Here is a 14808-nt window from a genome sequence, read left to right on the forward strand (position 1 = left end):
GAATATCGGGGCCGGTACGGCCGCTCGGGTGAACGTTTTGACACTCCGTCAGGTTGCGGTGCCCGGCGCCGGGGCGCCGGGGGAGGATGGTGTTACGCCGGCCCCCCATCCAGCCCCAGCGCCTGGGCGGCGGCCGTCGCCACGTCGTGCCGCAACTGGATGATCTGCCGCCCGTGCCCGTTGGACGGATGCACCCGGTTGGTCAGGATCAGCACATAGGAATCGCTCCCCGGGTCCATCCACAGCGAGGTACCGGTAAAGCCGGTATGGCCGAACGACCCCACCGGAAACACCGCGCCGCGCGGGGTGGAATAATGGGTGGCGATGTCCCATCCCAGGCCGCGCAGGTCGGTCCTGCCGGCGGGCTGCTCCGGCGTGGTCATCATCTCCAGCGTATCGCGCTTCAGCGGATAGGCGCTGGGCCGCCCCGCCCGCCGGTCCAGCAGCGCCTGGGCATAGAGCGTCATGTCGTGCGCGTCGGAAAACAGCCCGGCATGCCCCGCGACCCCGCCCATGCGCCGCGCCGTCGGGTCATGCACCACCCCGCGCAGCATTCCCGCCTGCGGGTCGAACTGGGTCGGCGCGATCAGCGGCCGCAACGCGGCGGCCGGCAGAAACCCCGATTGCCGCATACCCAGCGGCGCCAGGATGCGGCCCGCGGCATAGCGGTCCAGCGTCATCCCGCTGACCCGCTCCACCAGCAGCCCCAGCGTGATGAAGTTGATGTCGCTGTACACGAACGCCACGCCCGGCTTCCGCGTCGGCACCGTCAGCATGACCCGCCGCACCGCCTCGTCCTTGCCGTGCCAGTCCGTGGACAGGTCCAGGTCCGGCGGCAGGCCGGAATAATGCGTCAGCAGATGCCGGATCGTGATGCCGTCCTTGCCGTTGGCGGCAAACTCCGGCAGGTACCGTGCCACCGGTTCATCCAGCCTATAGGCACCCTGCTCCCATAATTGCATGACCGCCGGGGCGGTGATCGTCGGCTTGGTCAGCGACGCCATGTCGAAATGCGTGTCCCAGCTCTCCGGCTCGGTCTCGGGCACCAGGGCGCGCTGGCCGTACACGCCGCGATACACGACCCGCCCGCCATGCCCCACCGCCGCGACCACGCCCGGCACGTCCCCGCGCTGCGCCGCGCCGTGCAGCAACCGGTCCACCGGCGCGAAATCGGCGCCGGTCGCGCAGGATGCAACGCCCAGCGCGCTCATCGCCATCCCCATCGCGCCCATGCCCCGCAACATGCCGCGCCGATCCAGCCACGGCGGGGGCAGGGGGGCATCGTCGGTCTGGGGCATGGGACTGCTCTCACACGAATGAAATTGCGGCACCGGCGCCATGCCGGCTGCCTTTGCCAGATGGCGACCGGTGCTTTACAATTCTTAAATGGCCCGCAAGCCGGGTGGAATGACGAAGAGGTCTCGATGCATAAGAAAATGGCGGCAACGCTGTCGGTCGTCCTGCTGGCGGGTCTGGCCGGCCCGGTGCGGGCCGAACCGGGCGGCTGCCTGAAATATGGCGCGGTCGGCGCCGTCGGCGGCCATGTCGCGCATCACGGGGTGCTGGGCGCGGTAAGCGGCTGCGCGGCGGGCATGTATGTCCGCCACGAATACCGCAAGGAAGCGCGCGCCAAGGCCGCCCTGTACGACCAGGAACATCCCGGCACCAAGGGCACCTACGAACAGAAGGCCACCGCCTATGACGTCGAACATTCGACCGCGCCCGGCCAGATGACCCCCAAGACGGATGCCCCGGCCGCCCCGGCCGCCGGCAATCCGAACGGCAACGCCTCGTTCTGATCCTGATCCCGCGCGGCGGGGCGCCAGGCCCCGCCGCCCCCCGCATCCCCTACGCCAGCCTGGCATAGCGCAGGTCCCGCGCCAGCCAGCACCCGATCCGCAGCCCGCTGGCCGCGCCGTCCGCGCCGCGTGTCACGTGGATCGTCCAACGGCCCGGCGCCGGCGCATCCATGCTGCGCCGGCACGGCATGATCCAGACATCCTCGCCCACCGCATGCATCGGGTGCATCGGTCCGTCGCCCAGAAAGCCGCTGCAGGCGACATAGCCGACATCGTCGCCCGCCATGACGATCTCCAGGGTCGCATCCAGCTCCACGCAATAATACCGCCCGCCGATATCCGGGCGCGGCGCGCCGCCGACCCGCCCGGCTTGCCCGCGGAAATTCTCGCCCGGCCGGTCGATCGCAATCATCGCGCCCTGGCGCGTCAGGGTCATGCCGCCGGCACGGGCCACATCGTCGCCATCCGGGGCCAGGCGCTCGGCCAGGGTGCCGAAATGCGCGTCCAGCCGCGGTCCGCGCGCGCGGACCGTCAGCAGCAACCCGCTCTGCGGTTCCAGATAGTCGCCGTTCCAGCCCGGATCGCTCCGCCCGGCCGGGCCGGCCGCCGCCTCCGGCAGCGCCAGCGCCGCCTTCATGATCGCGGACGCCGCCCCGCGCGCGTCGTGCTCATGGTTGAACATCACGACGACCGACAGCCGCGCCGCCGCCGCGTGCAGGCGCTGGCAGCGAAAGCCGCGCAGCGCGCCGCCATGCCCGGTCACCGCGACGTCGCCGATCCGCTCATGGCCCAGCCCGAAACCATAGCGCGCCGGCGTCCCGTCCGCGAAACGCGTGGGCGCCGCGAGCCGGCGATACAACCCGTCCGCGTCGTCGCGTGTCCGGTCGATGAAACATTCCCACGCAAGCATGTCGTCCAGGCTCGCCGACAGGCCGGCATCGCCCGTCCAGAAGATCCTGTTGGCCGCCGGAAAGAAACCGACCGTGCCATTGCCCTCATAGCCGACCACGCCGCCGGCCGGCGCCGCCGTATCCGGGGTGAAGCGCATCGTCTCCATGCCCGCCCGCGCGAAGATCCGCGACTCGTACAACTCCCCCAGCGACCGCCCGGCCTCCGCCTCGACGATGTCCGACAGGATCCGGAAATTCCCGTTGGAATAGGAATAGAGCAAGCCCGGCGGGAAATGGGTGCGCCGCATCCGCGCGAACAGCGGGGCGGCGTCCACCCGCCGGAACCGGCCTTCGGCATCCGCGCCGTGCAGGACCGTCAGCGCCCAGTAATCGCGCAGGCCGGACTGGTTGTGGCAGAGCTGCGCAATGCTCGGGTGCGGCCCCTCCAGGTTGGGCAGGTGGGCGGCAACCCGCCCGTCCAGCCGCGCGGGGTCGCCGACCAGGTCCAGCAGCACGGCACAGGTGAAATGCTTGCTGATCGAGCAGATCGGCAAGGGGGTCGCCTCCGTCATCGGCAGCCGGCGCCCGAGATCCGCATAGCCCCAGGCCTGTTTCAGGACGACCCGCCCGTCCTTGACGATCCCCGCGACACCGCCGGGCCCCCTGAATCGCTCGGGCAGCGCCCGGACAAACCGCCCGGCGGCATCAAGATCGAATGCTCCCATCATGTCCTCGCGTCAGGCGGCCGAAGAAACCAGTCTACTCACATACCCGGCGCAGACAAAATGCGATCAATTCTTATTCTCAATATTCAAAGTGAAAGCGCGCGCAACATCATCATTTCCCATAATCACCGCACCGCCCCCACCAACGCGAACGGCACCCCCTGCGGATCCACGCACTGCACGATCCAACTGCCCCCCGGCACCTGCTGCGGCCCATGAACGACCTGCCCGCCACCCGCGCCGACCCTGGCCACCGCCGCGTCGATGCCCGCCACGGTAAAATAATAGAGCCACCCCGGCGCCACGTCCGTCCGCGTCATCATCCCGCCCGCCGGCACGCCATCTATCGCGAAAATCTGATAGACACCCATCGGCCCCATATCGATGGCGTCTCCCTTGGTCCAGCCGAACAACCCGGCATAGAACGTAAACGCCCCCGCTTGGTCCGAGGTGCTGAGTTCTCGCCACCCGACATGCCCCACCGCCATCGGCGCTGCTTCCGGCCTCGGACTTTCCTCCTGCCCGTGAAACAGGGCAAACACGGCGCCCTGCGGATCGCTGACGACCGCAAAGCGGCCGACAGCAGGAATGTCGCGCGGCGCAACATATATCGCGCCCCCCGCGGCCTGGACCGCGCCCGTGACGGCATCGACATCCGTCACACCGATATACCCGATCCAACTCGGCCGCGCGCCCATGTCGCTGGCGGCTTGCGTCAATTCCATCAAGCCGGCAACCGGGACATCCTGAGCACTCAGCAGAGTATAGTTCATCTCCGGCATTCCGGCGTCCTTGACGCCCCAGCCAATCACGCTGGAGTAGAATGCCGCAGCCGCCGTCGATTCTCGGGTCAGGAGTTCGTACCAGACGAATTTATCTCGTAGGGTCGACATGACGCTTCTCCCAGCATCCCTGTCCGATGTTCCGAAGACGCCCGACAGGACCTGTTTCACCCAAGAGCATGGTGGTATGCGCGAGAACCCGCTTCAACCCCTCCTTTCATTTCCGAGTAGAGCCTACAGGACGGAAATTACGGCCGCCGACAGGTCCGCGGCAGGAGGAGGCAGGCTCTCGTTCGGAACAAAATCTGTTCCATAAGCCTGTTAACATTGCGGTATTTGTGGATTGCACTTTCCCGTCCTGAAAAGGACGTGGCGTCCCATAGGGGAGAAAAATCTTCTCCACACCAAGTTATTGATTAATAAAAACAATAAGTTGCGTTCGCATCGCTAGTGCCACCAATTAGTGCCACGGGCTGGTGCTACTCGTCAATTCAGGCGGCGACTACCTCATCGATTCTCGCGATGTCCGCCATTATCGCCACCCCATGCTCGTCGCGTTCGAGTGTGACCAGCACCGCAAACCGTTCGTCGCCAAGTGCCGCTTCAAGCCACCTCGTGAGGTCTGCCTCTGTCGCTCCGGCCGCTGCCCGTTCTTCAAGCTCGTCGTGAAGTGGGCCGCGCGACATCTCGTCGAACCAATCTTCATATTCATGCCCGTGCCAGCGGAACACCTTCGGCTCGGGTCGCATGACCCGGATTTCCGCGTCGTAGATATCTTTGCCGAAGTCCTTGTGATAAACGGCAGATTCCTCGGTCATCGCTCGTTCCTTTCCTTGTGATGGTTTATCGACATGCGCTCAACCCTCTCTGAGCCGCATCTTTATGTCCGCTATCAGTTCCGCTCTGATGCTCTTCTGTAATTCCTCGGTCATTTCCATCGACAACACCTCAGCCTCACCGGCGTCCATCTCGACCGGCACGCCGTTCTTCGAAATACTGACAGAAGAAATGCTTATCGCTCCCAGCAGCCTATCCGCCAAAATCTCCGCCTCTTCATCAGACACGCCGTTGGCATTCCCATTTTCACTTGTCACTGTTCGCTTCCTTATTTCTCACTGTCGCCAGTCTCCCTCACTCCATCCAGCCCGTGACGCCGGACAATGCCGCCGATACAGCCGTATCGGTATGGGGTGCTACGCCTCCGCCATCACGCAAACACCTCCATGCAAGCCACCTCATCCGATGCGAAGATTCCCGCATCGCCGTAGAATGAGAAATCATCGGAATTGCTGCCGTCCTGCCCGATGCCCAGCGCCGTCCGGCATCTGTTGCAGCGCCAAACGATTTTTCGGTCAGCAGGGGCCACCGTGAACGGCCTGGTGCATCTCAGGCACCGCCGCGCTATGCCGTGGCGGGCTGTCATGACGGCAGGCGCCGGGGGCGGCGAGGGCACGACGATTGACAGCACATAGTGGCTGTCATGGCCGAATTGGCTGGCAATGCGATGGTATATCGCATCGACAGACCGGCGCAGGTCCGCCGCCACACCCATGATTTCAAGCCCATCCGCCGACATGCGGGCGTCCAGAGCCATCGGAAACGCCGCGACATCCTCGGCGCTCCACCGCCTACGATGCTCCCGCGACCTTTCGCGCAACGGCAGGCTCAGGCGGCTGGCCTGGGTCTGAACGGACGAATACGGGCGGCGCATGATTCGGGAAATCAGCACTATGCTGCCGTAAGACTGCCATAGCTCGGTCAGCCGCCCTACATCTGCGGCGGTCCAGTGCTGCCGACGAGGGTGGGTTGTGGCACCCATCACACGGCCTCCATGGCGCAGACGGTGACGGTCGTGCCGTCGCATAGCAGGTCCTTGCTGAAATCAACGGTCACGACATATTCAGCACCAGTTTCGGCGGTCAACCAATCCGCCGACCAGCGGGCAAGCTGGGTCTCTCCCGCGCCGGATTCCGCAAGCCTGAGCAATCGTTCCGTCATCTCGCCTTCCGGCATCTCGGCGAAAAGGGACGGCTGGCCGTAGATTTCGACGGGTTCGGGGCGGGCAATGAGAACTTGCACGGTGTAAAGACTGTCGGCGGGGATGACCGCCACTTCTTTCTGCATCAAGTGATAGGAAACGACATCGGGTTGCCGACCGAAAGCCCGCGCAATGTCAATAATCCGCGCCCCGCCCCGCCTCATCCTCACCCAGGCGGCGCTCCGCTGCGATGTTACTGGCCCATGAGCCTCATGACATCCGATTGCCGCGTTCTCTTCGTGCGTTTTGAGATGCCGTCGCTGCGCTACGTCCGCGCCCCTCTTCCGCATTCTGGTCAACACATTCCTGACCGTGCTCTCGATATATCCAGTTTCTTGCGCAATAGTCTGTCCGCGCACCCCGGCGTTCCACATGGCAACCATCAGGTCGCACATGTCGCGTGGCACGTTTTCACTTCTCGCCATCTCTCGTCCCCTTCTGCGTTGAGACAAGAACAGGCTAGTACGGGCTGCCGCCAACGTCAAATACACGACAAGACCAAAAAACAACAACAAAGCATACACCTCACATCATCAATATGATGGCTGACGTAATACATAACCATCTTCATGAATTTATGAAGCATCCCATGCACCACATAGGCTCGGAATTTGAGCATAAGTATCTATAATATAACGATTAAATGTGCGCATTCGACATCTGACACCCCACCAGCCCTTCTGCCATGTTAACTCATGAATTACATGGAAAACGGTCATGAGTTCTCTCATCAATTTATGATGCCTGAACCCCACCAAACCCTGTCGAGCGCGCCCAACATTGAAAAATGTTTTAATAAAAACTTCGCCCCACCTTGACTCACACCACCATCCGCAATCCGGGCTTTCTTGCTGTCTCATGTGCGATAATTGGCGGAAAACCGGGAGTTTTCTGCCATGAGCAAAGAGATTTCAGACAGTGTGCGGTTGACATATCTGAACGATGCGGCGTTCTGGCGCAGGCTGATGCGTCGTCTGTCCGCTGACCTGCGGGACATAGAGAGTGCCGACCGGCGGCTTGTCGCCCAGCGTCCGGTCATGACGACTTTCGATTACGATGCGATGTCAGAGAAAGCCGATGCCCGGGCGGCGGAACTGAAAGAAGCTGTTCGGAGGGCCAAATCGATGCCGGACGGATGGTTTCGATGGACGAAGACAAGCAAGGCGAAGGTCAAGGCCATCGCTGCGGCACGGCACGATTTGCGGGTCTGGCGGGCGACCGGGCGCGACAGATTCATGCTGTCGGAGTTCGCCAGCGTTGAGACTAGCAACCGTCGCCGGGCGCGGAAAACTGCCAAATTTGATGAGCGCCCTGATGTCCGGGCGGCAGCGGCACGGCTGGCCGCGATGCCGGGGGTGCTGCGGGAAGTTGACGGGGCGGCCAAGGCGGACGAGGCATTGTTTGCTGCGCTGGCACCAGTCGTGCGGGACGACGGGCGTATCATCAAAATTCATATCGGACCGGCGTTCGACCTGCTGCGTCAGCGGGCTGTCCTGCTGGCGGCGATGATGGAAGCGGCGGAACCGGAGCCGGAAGCGGTGGCGGAAACAAAAAGAGAGGCCGGGAATCCTGATGATTTCCCGACCTTTGCTTAGTTTCTGGCCAGGCGCCTACCGTGTCAGTCGGGCGCGCTGGCCGGTCTGTCCTGTTCCCGCTTGGCCTCCATCGCTTCCCTGCGCTTGCGGTCTTCCTCCCTCTGCCGCTCGGCGCGGATGATTTCGGCACGGAATGCGGCCTCTCGCTGCTCGCGCGTCATCGGTGCCGGGACTTCGGCCTTAACGTCGGTCACTGCCTGTTCCCGGTTCTGCGCCAGTTCGCTTGCCGCCCTTCTCGCCGCCCCCTCGACTTTGCTGGCTTCTTTTTCAGCCTTGATGAGTCTGCGGCGCTCGAACGGCGCGAATGCCCCGTCAAGCGGGCTCCGGAGCAATCCCGCATGGCTTGATGCGTCGTTGAACTTCTCCTTCGCGACAACTGCATCATTTCTCGCGGACTCAATATTCTGGTCAATTACCTCGATTTTGCGTGCCAGTTCGTCGGCCTGGTGCTGCTTCTGCCTCCACTCCTGCGCCGCCACCGTTACCGCCGCGAAGTCCCCCGTTTCCATCACCCTGCGCGTGGCATCGTCCCGTGCCTGCAACGCGCCCGTGATAGCGACGCCCGCTTCGACAGAAGCCTTGAGCCCCGGCACCTTGTTCATGGCCTCGACCAGCAGCTTTCCCCGCTCTTCCGACGCCATCCGCCGCGCTTCTGCGATGATTTCGGGACGTTCGGCTTCCAGCTTCTCCGCCGTAACCTGCTCTGCCGCGCCCTTGGCCCCCAGCTTCCGGGCCTCATTTTGGGCCAGCCAGCGTTTGATGGGGCGGTATCGTGCGCCGTAAGTCGCCGTGTCCGCCGCAAAGGCGTCGTCGGCAAGCCGCTGCCCGCTCTCTCTGCGCGTCCGGATTTCTTCGTCCAGCGCCGCGACCTGCGACTTAATCATGTCGTCGATGCCGGGGACACCAGCGGTCGCAACACGGTATTCTCGCTGTATTTCGGCCAATTTGCGCAGAATTACCTGTCTGCCCGTGCGTCCAGCCGCTTCCGGGCCGCGTGCATCAGCGCCGCCAGCCCAAGCGTCAGCAGGAACAGCACCGGCAGACCCGACCGGTCGAATGTCTGCCACGTCCGGCTGAGCATGTGCGCCACCGTGAGCGGATGCACCAATACCGGCATGGCGATGGACAGCGCCATCAGCGCCGGGATTGAGTGTGTCAGCGCGCTGTGAATTTTTCGCATCGTCGTTCGCATTCTTGGCTTCCTTGCTTGCTTGCTGTGCTGTCCGCCATGCCGCGACGGCAGACATTCTGGCTGTGGTGTCGGCTTCGGTGTCACCGGTGATATCGTAGTGCGGAAATGTGGATTTCAGGCGGTTTTCCAGCGCCGCGTCGTCCAGCGCGGCCATTTTGGGCGCATCGGATGCAAGGCGCGTCCGCATGGCCACCATGTCGATGTCCCGCCCGACATCGTGGGGGTTTGTGATGAAAGCCGTGCGCGGTGGCGCGACCTCGACAGGCGGCGCGACCTCGACAGCCGGGATATCTTCAACCGGCGCGGTTTCCTCGGCCACCGGTTCCGCCTCGACCACCTGGGCGGTGGGCGCAGGTTCCGGCACCTCAACCGTGATTTCCTCGACCACCTGCGCGGCCACCGGCTTCGCCTCGGCCGCCGGTTCTGGCGCAGGCTCGACCGGCTCCGCAACCGGCGCAACAACCGGCGTAATCTCGTTCGCTTGGACCTCAACCGGCCTGATGGCATTCGTGTTCTCGACCGCCGCTACTCGCTCCGCAAGCGCAGTTTCCAGCCGTTTTTGCGCCGCCTCACTCAATTCCCAATCGTGGCCGACCGGCGGTTCCAGCAATGCCAACGCGATTCCGACTTCATCGCGATATGCCGGGGTGCCGGTCAGTTGCACGTTCGTCCAGCCATGCCGCTGGGCCGCCGCTGCAAGCTGGGCCGCTGTATCTGGCGATGGGTCGCGGGCGCTGACGATTCTGTCGCCGAAATCCTCAAATACGTCACCGCTCGCTAGTTCGATGGTCGCCACGCCCCTCTTGCGGTCCAGGCGAATGTTGCTGATGGCGGCCACCTGGGCCGGGGTCAGCGACGATTCAGAAATCTTGTAATGACCAGCGAGAAGGCGGGCACGGAACCGGGTTGCACGGTCCCATCCCTCGTCGTCCGGCATGTCGTCCCTGGGCGGCGCAGGTGGTTCATTGTCGCTGCGGACCGCGTTTGCATTGTCGCCCGGACGCTCGAACCGCCAGCCGTGGTCCTCGCGGCGGCGACCTTGGACGAAATCGACGTAATCGGGCAGGCTGAAAATGTCAGCGGCATTCTTGCCTTCTTCAAGCTGCTTTGCCCGCCAGCGGTCATATGATTTCTGCGCGGATGCTTTCAAATTGTCGGGCAGTGCTGCATAGCCGTCCGTGCCGCCGGGCCAGCCGTTTCGTGTCTTCGCCATCGTGTGCGCTCCCTGTTGTCGCTGTTCTGGGAGCCGCTGGCGTTCCTGGCGCTGAGTTTCCAGAGAGACAATCTCGGCAGAAAGCATGCGAACGGCTCTCTGTGATTCTACTGCGCGACGATGCAAATTACGGTGTTTTTCGAGAGAAATTATTGCGGGCGCTGGGTTGTCCGGGTGTCGTTTCGTTGCCTCGATTTCAGCCCTCGAAAGCTGCGGCTCGGGCGGTAGTGCGTCGGGTCCGTCAAGCTCTTCATTTGAACGAATGCGAAGGCGGATATTGTAGCCGTTTTCCGCAAGCCAGCGGTTGCCGCGCTGCTCGAACTGCGCGCGCATTTTTCGGCCCTTGCCAGCTAAGAAAAGAGCGTTCCAATCCCTTGCTTTTTTGCTATCAAAAGACCCGTCCGCGTTCATACGGCGCAGAGTCAGCATTATATGCGCATGCGACTGCTCGCCTCCGTCCCGCGCTCCGGGGTCGTGAAGGTCGGCGTGGGCGGCCATTCCCGCGTCTATCAGCGGAGCGAGAACATGGGCCAGATATTCGCGATGTCTTTCGCGTTCCAGCCCGCGCGGAATCGACAGAAGAATTTGGCGGGCAACCTGTCCGTCTGCCCGCCTCTCTGCGGCCTCGGCCATCCGCCAAAAATGCGCCGGGTCGGTCAGGTTATCGGTCGGCTGAATGTGCGCCGGGAAGATAGAAAAATGGTCGTAGTGTTCGGGGGCTTTCCGGCTGAAATCGAAGGTCTGGTCGGTCAGCCGGTCCTTGATAGTTCCGCACAGATTATATGCAGCGGCCTTGAGAACAGCGCCCACATTCGCAATGCCGAAATTCAGATGAATCCGTCGGCTAACAATCTCCGTCTCTGCGAGTGCGGGCGTGGTCATGGGTCACGGCTCAAGCTTTCGGCTGAAACCGACCGGTGCGAACGGCATGCCGCATGATAGCCGCTCCGCCGTAGAGTCCGACCGGAAGCGCGAGGGCAACGGCAAGGTCAGCACCGGACGCAACGCCGACAGAAAGGCCCATTCCGACGAATGCGGTCGGGAGCCAGGACAGAATTTTGGCGACCTTGACGCGGCGGGGTTCACGATATTCGGACATGAATACCTCTCACGAGATGACGTTCGCGAAGCGAATGTATAATCGAGCATATGAGTGCCGACGGGCACTCTATAGATGACATCCTTATAGCACACTGGCAGGCATCTGGGTACAGATTTCTTTCGGAAAACGTGATTTCTTTCATGTGCTTACGGTACGCTTACCCCTGAAACTGCAACGCTTCAGGGGGTTAAAATGTCTGCATCCGACACGCTCGAAAATGAACTAAAACGGGCTCAGGAACGCCTCGCGCGGGAACGGCTGGCAATCCAAAAAATCAAGCGCGCAATGACGAAAAGGAAGCGTGCCGAAAAACGCAATATCGAAGCGCAGGCGTTGTGCGCTTTGGGCCGTGGCGTGGTCGATTTCTGCGAACAGACTGGCCGGGAAAACGATGTCGCTGCGGTGCTGGATTTCATGCGCGGATACATCGTCCGGGACAGCGATATTGATGCCGTTTTTGCGACCCTCGGCGACAGGCGCGTTTGCGATGCCGTACGTGCGCCTGCGCCGGCCATGCCGTCCATCGAAATCGTGGACTGAGGAAAGGGGACGACGACGATGCGATTCAATCTGAAATTCCTGACGGGCGCGGACGATATTCTTGCGTCAGCGGGCGCGATAAAAAGACAAGTCGTGGGTCCAGTTTTACGCTTCAATAGCATGTTCAAAAAGCAGCCGGTTCAAACCCTGCCGACAGAATCAAATGACCCTGCCGAACGGTTCAAAGTTGCGGCGCGCGTCTATGCTATTAGTGACCCCGAAATTGAGCGCAGAACGCGTGTATCGGCATGGCTGTTTTGGCTCTCTGCTGCGCCTATTTTTCCGCTTCTCGGACTCTGCGGCGCACGGGCTGGTGACGACGATTACAGCACCGCCATCATCGCCGCCTCGGCCTGCCTGTATTGCGTCACTCAAGCGTTGAAAAACGGCTTTGCAAACTATCAGTTCCGCACGCGCTCCCTGGTGTCGTTCCGGGCTTATCTCGGCACGGACATGCTGCCAAAATTCAGGAGCGACCGGCCATGAAAAAACTTGTCTTCATCGCCGCTCTTTTCGCCGCGTTCCCGACCCTGGCGCATGCGGCCGCGACGATTACGGCAGACGAAGCGACATGCAGCGCGTCGGGGACCGTTTTGACGCAAACCCTGACCGCCCCATGCGCGTCTGACTGGTGGCGGCAAAGTTTGGAACTCATTTTCCCTGGCGTCGGGCCGCTGAATGGCAATGCATCGCAAGCCGCGCAAGGGCTGTTTTCTGCCTCGGGCGGGTTCCTGGCTGTCCTGTCGGCGGTCGCGGTCGCAATGCTGGCGTGGCACGCCATCTCGGGCACCGTCGCGACCGCGCATGAAGGCACGATTCTCGGGCAGAACTGGCACACGGTGTGGGCTCCGCTGCGGCTGTGTTTCGGTTTCGGGATGCTGGCTCCGGCGAAGGGCGTCTGCTTGGCGCAAGTCCTTGTAATCTACGTTGCTCTTTACGGCGGGTCGCTGGGGAATCTGGTGTGGTCGCGCTATTCAGCAGGGCTTGTTACCCCGTCCTTGAATGCGCCACCGCTGCCAGCGACGGGGGCATTGGTGCGGGATTTTACAGAAGCCGAGCTATGCAGACAGTCCCTCATAGCCGATGGCGCACTAACCGGCCCGCTTTTCGACCTGCCGACCACGATGCCGGGCGAGACGGTCGGGGGCACGACGGGCGAGAATATCGAGGTATCGCTCGGCAATCTCTACAATTCGATAGCCGCCCGGTTTACCGGCGGTAATCTCACGTCTTCGGCGCAGTCAAACCGGCATCTCATCGCATGGAATTACGGGGTTTGCGGCACGATTTCGGGGACGTTCGCTGTCGGCAGCGGGGGTGATTCTACGGTTACGGCATTCGATAAAGCCCGTCTTGCAGCAATTGAACAAGCGCGTGACGCCATCTCCGGCGGAGTAGCGCAGTTCATTGATTACCAGAAAAATCCCGTAAAATATGAAGCACAAACGCCGACATATCAAGTGATGGACATGGCCCGGACAGGATTCACGAAGGCTATCAGCGATGCTAAGTCCACCCTCGATACCAAATTTCAGGCTGCTGGACAGGTATTGATTGATGCTCAGGATGGAAATAATAGTAATGTTTCTTCATTTCTGAATGATGGAAACAAATATGGATGGATGACGGCAGGCATGTTCTATATGTCCATCGCCCGTTTGCAGTCTGCTGCTTACTCTCTCGCGTCTGATATTCCGCAAGTGTCCATTCCGCCGATGTCGGCAACCGATAAATCAGAACACATCGACCTGAAAACATGGAGTTATGCTGGGAACTATGTGAAGGCCGGGGAAGCGGCCTTGCAGCCCCTGACGATTCAGTGGAACGCCAGCGACGACACGGCGGACCTGCGCAATGCCGCCCTGGCCGGAAGCACGCAAGGCAGCACGGCAAGCCTGCACAGCGTTCAAAAATGGTTGTTCGACAAGATTTTTAGCATAGGAAACAAATACTTAGTTGGCATCAACCCGGCTAACGGTTCGCCTATCCAGCAGCTTGCGGATTTCGGAAACGAGGTGCTGAATACGATTTCGATAGTCGTCCTCGGCGGCCTTGCGGGTGGCACCATGCTCGGCGGGCCTGCTGGGGCGGCGGCGCTTGCTGGGGCGGTTGCGTCGGGGCCATTGTCGTTCGTCGGAATCATCATTGGCATGCTGCTGCTGGTCGGGGTTGAACACGCGTATATCATTCCGATGATGCCGTTTATCGAGTTTACGTTTGCCGCCATCGGCATTCTGATTACCGTCGTTGAAGCGTTCATGGTCCTGCCCGTATGGGCCTTCATGCACGTCCGGATGGATGGGTCGGAATTTGTCAACGAGCAGCAGAAGTCTGGTTATGTGCTGCTTCTATCGCTGTTCTTGAGAATTCCCTTGACCGTTTTTGGGCTAATTTTGAGTCTGCAAATCATGAACGCCGGGGTCTGGCTCGTGTCTCGCTCGTTTTCCGTGGCGGCGCTGGCGGGGACTGCGGACAGCGGACCGGGCATTATCGGGGCGGTCGTAATGCTGGTTTTGGAGGCATGGATGACGTGGAAAATTACGACCGCAAGCTTGCGCTTGATGACCAGCATACCGGAACTGGCGGGAAAAATCATCGGATGGGCTTCTGACAGCCTGCGCACCGAAAGTCCTTCTCACTTTGTCGGCGGGGTCGTGGGGCGGACGGCTGGCGGCGCTGGGCACGGTATTGCGAAAGTTGGCGAGAAAGGTGCGGGCGGAAAGGGTGGCAGTGAAGAAGGCGGCCAAGGCGCTGGCGGGGCTGGCGGCGGGATGGCGACGACCGAACGCCCAGTGTCGTCCTGACCCGCGCCACGCGGGGCGGTTCGCCGCCCTGCTGGGGTGCCCTTGCGCAACCGCCAGGGCGACAAGCCCAGGCGGTGAGCATGCCGTGATGATGACGGCATGATACCGGTATGAAATACGATAGAGAA

14 protein-coding genes are annotated in these 14808 nt (G+C 62.0%); 5 read left to right on the forward strand and 9 right to left on the reverse strand.

Annotation, left to right across the window (positions count from 1 at the left end):
• Positions 1 to 92 precede the first annotated feature (92 nt).
• Complete coding sequence (locus AAC691_RS17100) at positions 93 to 1298, reverse strand: serine hydrolase domain-containing protein (protein ID WP_408906009.1); 1206 nt, start codon at positions 1296 to 1298, stop codon at positions 93 to 95.
• 138 nt (positions 1299 to 1436) lie between these two features.
• Between AAC691_RS17100 and AAC691_RS17105 the strand changes: the two genes are divergently transcribed.
• On the forward strand, positions 1437 to 1799 hold the full coding sequence (locus AAC691_RS17105) for a hypothetical protein (protein ID WP_342630258.1): 363 nt from the start codon (positions 1437 to 1439) through the stop codon (positions 1797 to 1799).
• Positions 1800 to 1848: 49 nt separating this feature from the next.
• Here AAC691_RS17105 and AAC691_RS17110 read toward each other — a convergent pair whose 3' ends face one another.
• The 6 genes from AAC691_RS17110 to AAC691_RS17135 all read right to left on the reverse strand — a co-directional run bounded on the left by AAC691_RS17110 (position 1849) and on the right by AAC691_RS17135 (position 6659).
• Entirely contained in the window at positions 1849 to 3417 is a 1569-nt protein-coding gene (locus AAC691_RS17110) for a D-aminopeptidase (RefSeq protein ID WP_342627793.1), read from the reverse strand.
• A 122-nt stretch (positions 3418 to 3539) separates the two neighbouring features.
• Positions 3540 to 4307 (reverse strand): VOC family protein, encoded by a 768-nt coding sequence (locus tag AAC691_RS17115; protein WP_342627794.1) that lies wholly within the window; start codon positions 4305 to 4307, stop codon positions 3540 to 3542.
• Positions 4308 to 4687: 380 nt separating this feature from the next.
• Positions 4688 to 5014, reverse strand: a complete 327-nt coding sequence (locus AAC691_RS17120; RefSeq protein WP_342627795.1) for a hypothetical protein — start codon at positions 5012 to 5014, stop codon at positions 4688 to 4690.
• A gap of 39 nt (positions 5015 to 5053) precedes the next feature.
• Positions 5054 to 5290 carry a hypothetical protein gene (locus tag AAC691_RS17125; protein ID WP_323992881.1) on the reverse strand — a complete coding sequence of 79 codons (237 nt, stop codon included), beginning with the start codon at positions 5288 to 5290 and terminating at the stop codon, positions 5054 to 5056.
• 113 nt (positions 5291 to 5403) lie between these two features.
• Positions 5404 to 6015 (reverse strand): hypothetical protein, encoded by a 612-nt coding sequence (locus tag AAC691_RS17130; RefSeq protein WP_342627796.1) that lies wholly within the window; start codon positions 6013 to 6015, stop codon positions 5404 to 5406.
• Positions 6015 to 6659, reverse strand: coding sequence for a hypothetical protein (locus tag AAC691_RS17135; protein ID WP_342627797.1), 645 nt, complete (start codon positions 6657 to 6659; stop codon positions 6015 to 6017). The genes AAC691_RS17130 and AAC691_RS17135 overlap by 1 nt, the downstream gene beginning before the upstream one ends.
• A 471-nt stretch (positions 6660 to 7130) precedes the next feature.
• On the opposite strand from AAC691_RS17135, the gene AAC691_RS17140 reads away from it, so the two are divergent.
• The gene (locus AAC691_RS17140) at positions 7131 to 7829 is read left to right on the forward strand and encodes a hypothetical protein (RefSeq protein WP_342627798.1); all 699 of its coding nucleotides are present in this window, start codon (positions 7131 to 7133) and stop codon (positions 7827 to 7829) included.
• A 23-nt stretch (positions 7830 to 7852) separates the two neighbouring features.
• On the opposite strand, the gene AAC691_RS17145 is transcribed toward AAC691_RS17140, so the two are convergent.
• The gene (locus AAC691_RS17145; RefSeq protein WP_342627799.1) at positions 7853 to 11116 is read right to left on the reverse strand and encodes a MobA/MobL family protein; all 3264 of its coding nucleotides are present in this window, start codon (positions 11114 to 11116) and stop codon (positions 7853 to 7855) included.
• A 10-nt stretch (positions 11117 to 11126) separates the two neighbouring features.
• Positions 11127 to 11333, reverse strand: coding sequence for a hypothetical protein (locus AAC691_RS17150; protein ID WP_342627800.1), 207 nt, complete (start codon positions 11331 to 11333; stop codon positions 11127 to 11129).
• Positions 11334 to 11528: 195 nt separating this feature from the next.
• Here AAC691_RS17150 and AAC691_RS17155 point away from each other — a divergent pair, with 195 nt between their 5' ends.
• From AAC691_RS17155 to AAC691_RS17165, 3 genes are read left to right on the forward strand one after another with little or no spacing between them, the layout of a single operon-like run.
• Positions 11529 to 11876, forward strand: coding sequence for a hypothetical protein (locus tag AAC691_RS17155; RefSeq protein WP_342627801.1), 348 nt, complete (start codon positions 11529 to 11531; stop codon positions 11874 to 11876).
• An 18-nt stretch (positions 11877 to 11894) separates the two neighbouring features.
• On the forward strand, positions 11895 to 12362 hold the full coding sequence (locus AAC691_RS17160) for a hypothetical protein (RefSeq protein WP_342627802.1): 468 nt from the start codon (positions 11895 to 11897) through the stop codon (positions 12360 to 12362).
• Complete coding sequence (locus AAC691_RS17165; protein ID WP_342627803.1) at positions 12359 to 14680, forward strand: DotA/TraY family protein; 2322 nt, start codon at positions 12359 to 12361, stop codon at positions 14678 to 14680. The genes AAC691_RS17160 and AAC691_RS17165 overlap by 4 nt, the downstream gene beginning before the upstream one ends.
• Positions 14681 to 14808 lie beyond the last annotated feature (128 nt).

This window comes from Nguyenibacter vanlangensis, from assembly GCF_038719015.1.
GTDB classification, from domain to species: Bacteria; Pseudomonadota; Alphaproteobacteria; order Acetobacterales; family Acetobacteraceae; genus Gluconacetobacter; species Gluconacetobacter vanlangensis.

Excerpts from the sequence above, each read along its gene's own strand:
- AAC691_RS17135 (WP_342627797.1), bottom strand. The coding sequence starts at position 6,659 with ATGGCGAGAAGTGAAAACGTGCCACGCGACATGTGCGACCTGATGGTT.
- AAC691_RS17105 (WP_342630258.1), top strand. The coding sequence starts at position 1,437 with ATGGCGGCAACGCTGTCGGTCGTCCTGCTGGCGGGTCTGGCCGGCCCG.
- AAC691_RS17155 (WP_342627801.1), top strand. The coding sequence starts at position 11,529 with ATGTCTGCATCCGACACGCTCGAAAATGAACTAAAACGGGCTCAGGAA.
- AAC691_RS17115 (WP_342627794.1), bottom strand. The coding sequence starts at position 4,307 with ATGTCGACCCTACGAGATAAATTCGTCTGGTACGAACTCCTGACCCGA.
- AAC691_RS17145 (WP_342627799.1), bottom strand. The coding sequence starts at position 11,116 with ATGACCACGCCCGCACTCGCAGAGACGGAGATTGTTAGCCGACGGATT.
- AAC691_RS17165 (WP_342627803.1), top strand. The coding sequence starts at position 12,359 with ATGAAAAAACTTGTCTTCATCGCCGCTCTTTTCGCCGCGTTCCCGACC.
- AAC691_RS17150 (WP_342627800.1), bottom strand. The coding sequence starts at position 11,333 with ATGTCCGAATATCGTGAACCCCGCCGCGTCAAGGTCGCCAAAATTCTG.
- AAC691_RS17160 (WP_342627802.1), top strand. The coding sequence starts at position 11,895 with ATGCGATTCAATCTGAAATTCCTGACGGGCGCGGACGATATTCTTGCG.
- AAC691_RS17120 (WP_342627795.1), bottom strand. The coding sequence starts at position 5,014 with ATGACCGAGGAATCTGCCGTTTATCACAAGGACTTCGGCAAAGATATC.
- AAC691_RS17100 (WP_408906009.1), bottom strand. The coding sequence starts at position 1,298 with ATGCCCCAGACCGACGATGCCCCCCTGCCCCCGCCGTGGCTGGATCGG.
- AAC691_RS17130 (WP_342627796.1), bottom strand. The coding sequence starts at position 6,015 with ATGGGTGCCACAACCCACCCTCGTCGGCAGCACTGGACCGCCGCAGAT.
- AAC691_RS17110 (WP_342627793.1), bottom strand. The coding sequence starts at position 3,417 with ATGATGGGAGCATTCGATCTTGATGCCGCCGGGCGGTTTGTCCGGGCG.
- AAC691_RS17140 (WP_342627798.1), top strand. The coding sequence starts at position 7,131 with ATGAGCAAAGAGATTTCAGACAGTGTGCGGTTGACATATCTGAACGAT.